The organism is Candidatus Aegiribacteria sp., assembly GCA_021108435.1.
Lineage (GTDB): Bacteria > Fermentibacterota > Fermentibacteria > Fermentibacterales > JCC-6 > Aegiribacteria.
In genome coordinates this window covers 1-3,167 of record JAIOQY010000137.1, presented here as the reverse complement: position 1 = coordinate 3,167, position 3,167 = coordinate 1, and the positions used below count along the sequence as shown (strand labels likewise).

The 3,167-nt window shown below is 48.5% G+C and carries 3 protein-coding genes; all 3 read right to left on the bottom strand.

Features of this window, described 5'->3' with window-relative positions; all coding sequences use genetic code 11:
• Positions 1–4: 4 nt before the first annotated feature.
• Entirely contained in the window at positions 5–754 is a 750-nt protein-coding gene (locus tag K8R76_07910) for a hypothetical protein (protein ID MCD4848099.1), read from the bottom strand.
• Positions 755–819: 65 nt separating this feature from the next.
• Complete coding sequence (locus tag K8R76_07905) at positions 820–2,778, bottom strand: T9SS type A sorting domain-containing protein (GenBank protein MCD4848098.1); 1,959 nt, start codon at positions 2,776–2,778, stop codon at positions 820–822.
• A 172-nt stretch (positions 2,779–2,950) separates the two neighbouring features.
• A partial coding sequence (locus tag K8R76_07900; protein MCD4848097.1) for a T9SS type A sorting domain-containing protein occupies positions 2,951–3,167 on the bottom strand: 217 nt, incomplete at its 5' end.

The window sequence follows — 3,167 nt, the reverse complement described above, 5'->3', positions numbered from 1 at the left end:
AACCCTAAAGCGAGCAGAATGCCGTAGCGCCCTCCCAGCTCTCGGTAAGACCGGCATATTCACCGGTATCAGGATTGGTTACCCAGAGGGTACCTTCCCAGATAGTATAGATCAGGCCATTAGCCACAGCCATTTCAGTTACACCCTGATATCCTCCTCCAAGGTCGGAAAAGTCACCGGTATGCGGATCTACATTATAGAGAATATCTCCCTGAACAACGTACAAAGCACTTGAACTTCCCGCGATTGCTGTAGTTCCTGCGTATGAGGATGGAAGCTCCGTGTAATCACCGGAAGCAGGATCTGTTCGGTATAGGACATCATCCTGGATAACCATCAGTGCCCCTCCGGCCCATGCGAGGAACTGTGTTCCATCGTAAACACCCGGAATACTTTCCCAGTTCCCATTGCCTGGGTCGACCTTGTATATGGTTCCCATCTGACACGCGTATATAGAAGTTGCACTGGCTGTTAAGGCATTAGCACCCTCCCAGGTTGAAGAGAGAGATTCCCAGTCGCCATTGTCAGGATCGGCAATGTAAAGGTTATCTCCCTGAATGGCATACAGATTTCCGTGGCAGGATGTCAGCAGTTCTGTTCCGTTCCAGGACGAAGAAAGGGAGTTCCATGTTCCATCGGAAGGATCTACACTGTAGAGGTAATCTCCATCTACAGCATAAAGCCAGTCCGCGCTTACAACACCGGATGAAAGCATCAGTGCCGCGGCAAGAACGATGAATGTACGTTTGTTCATTTTATCTCCTTTCAAAGAGAATACAGGGGACACCCAATCTCGGTGGGTGTCCCCGCATATGTAAATTACCTGATAACCATTACTCTCGCTGTTGATACTTCGTTTCCCTGCACAAGCTGGAGGAAATACATACCTGGAACGAGGGTTGAAACATCCCAGTTCAGTGACTGCGAACCTGCGATCTCCCCCCTGAAAGGAGTCCCCACAAGCCGCCCTGTCAGGTCGAACACGTTGAGCTCGGAGTAGCCGTAACCAGCGAGAGTCACTGCTGCAGCACTTCGGGCGGGATTCGCAATAAGGATTCCTGCATTCTGCGGAACAACGCCGCCGGACTGATCTTCGATTCCCTCTACACCCCATACAGCCATGTTGAGGGAGGGGTCTCCCATTAGATTGTAACCCTCGAAGTAGTAGGCCGATCTTCCTCCACCGCTGTAATAGTTATAAAGGTCCAGCTTGCCTCCATTGAGGAAGCCCATTGTCATATAGACATCTTCTCCGAGGAACCAGTGGTACTCTCCTTTTTCCATTACATCGTCCTCCGGCCAGTAAGTGTTCGGTACCGATCCCCAGAACCAGAGACCTCCTTTGGATGGGGTTCTGGTCCAGGTTTCGCACCAGGCCGAAGTTGCTCCGGCTCCATAGCTGCCGGTAAGACAGGCGTGGGATAGTACTCCGGGGAACATCCCGTTGTTATTCAGCTGAGCAAAATTGGATGAATTGAAATACATGTCGTCCCATGATGTTGTTGATCCGTGACCGGAGAAAGTGAGAATAGAGATGCCGCCATTGATAGATGCTATGGCATCAGACGCATTACTGCCGTAAGTATGCGGATAAATTTTGTCGTATGTGTAATCCATGGGATCGAGGTAAGTACTGATGCAGTAGTTGTGGGAACCTTCAGAAGTGTTCCAGTAATCGTTGCTGGCTATCCAGCAGGTATTCTGTACCCATGGAGTGAATCCATTCACATTCTGTTCGTACTCTACCGGTCTGTTAGCCATTACTTCAATCTGTTCTGCTGTTCTTACAGAGAACCTTCCTATGTAGGCATCGGGAAAATAGCCGCCGTCATCAAGACAGACGTAGTAGAGATCGGTAATGCCGCTGTACCTTGTAGCGATGTTTCCGGGAAGATACATTGTATCTCCTACAAGAAGCACATATACAGGCGGATTGGTCCAGTTCTCAATCGCGTCGAGGATATAGGCTTCTATGTCCTGGTATGTACTGCCTGTAACACTCAGATCAACCAGGGTCACCTCGAAACCAAGGCTTTCCTTCCAGGCGATGAAATTGTCAAGATCGGCCCCCAGAAAGTTTTCGTGGCTGATAATGAGATAAGGCGCAGGATAAGTTTTGCATCCAGTTTCGAAAAGACCATAATTGGATAACATGCTTGAGAGTATCTGCTCAAAGGGTGGAGCATAGTATCGAGCAGCCCTGGCATAGCTTTCTCCAAGGTTGCCGCCTTCGTACGAGAGTGTAATTGTCGCTTCAGAAAGCAGGTCACAGGAATTGTCAGCAGAATTCCAGCGAAGAGGAAGAACCTCGACGAGGGCAAGATTGCGTCCTCGCATTTCTCCCGCATAAATTACTCTTACCCAGGTTTCCGGGAAAGACCTGCCGGAGCTGTAGACGCTTTCATCGAATTCCATAGTGAAGCTCTCGCGAGATTCACTTTTAGGGGCTGACAGAATTCCCGGCTCAATTGGCCATGGAGGACCATCCAAATTGAGAATGGTCTCATTCGAGATGGAAAATTCGATTGCTGCGCCAACAGGAATTTCAAGCCAGGTTCTGTAAACGGGAACCCTTGGCATAGAGAAATCGCTGATGGTTTCCGCTCCATCCATCGTAATGACTGAGTAATTATCTCCCCTGATATTGATTTCAGTATAACCAGGCTGGGGAGCAGTTAATTCAAGAGTGATTCCGCCTGTTGAGGATTCCATTGTAGATATGCCGGAAGCCAGAACTGCTCCGGAAATGATTACCAAAAGGCAGAGAGGTATTTTCATGCCTTTCCCTTCGTTCTGAGTGAATGCATTTTAATTCGTTTAAATCATTGATGAATCCTGAGAAACAACCATAGATATTGAAAATCGTTCCACATGTAAAGCAAACATCGCAGATAATAGAAAAGCGGGAGAGTCGAAACTCTCCCGCAGAACAGATCAGAATGTAACAGGATTATCTGATAACCATAACCCTTGCAGTTGATACTTCATTGCCCTGAACCAGGCGAAGGAAGTACATTCCGGGAGTCAGTTCGGAAGTATTCCAGCTGAAGGATTCCGAGCCGGAAATGTCACCCTCGTAAGGTGTAGCGACAAGTCGTCCTGTCAGGTCAAACACATTGAGTCTGGCAGGACCGCTGGCTGTGAGAGTAATGACAGATGAAGATCTC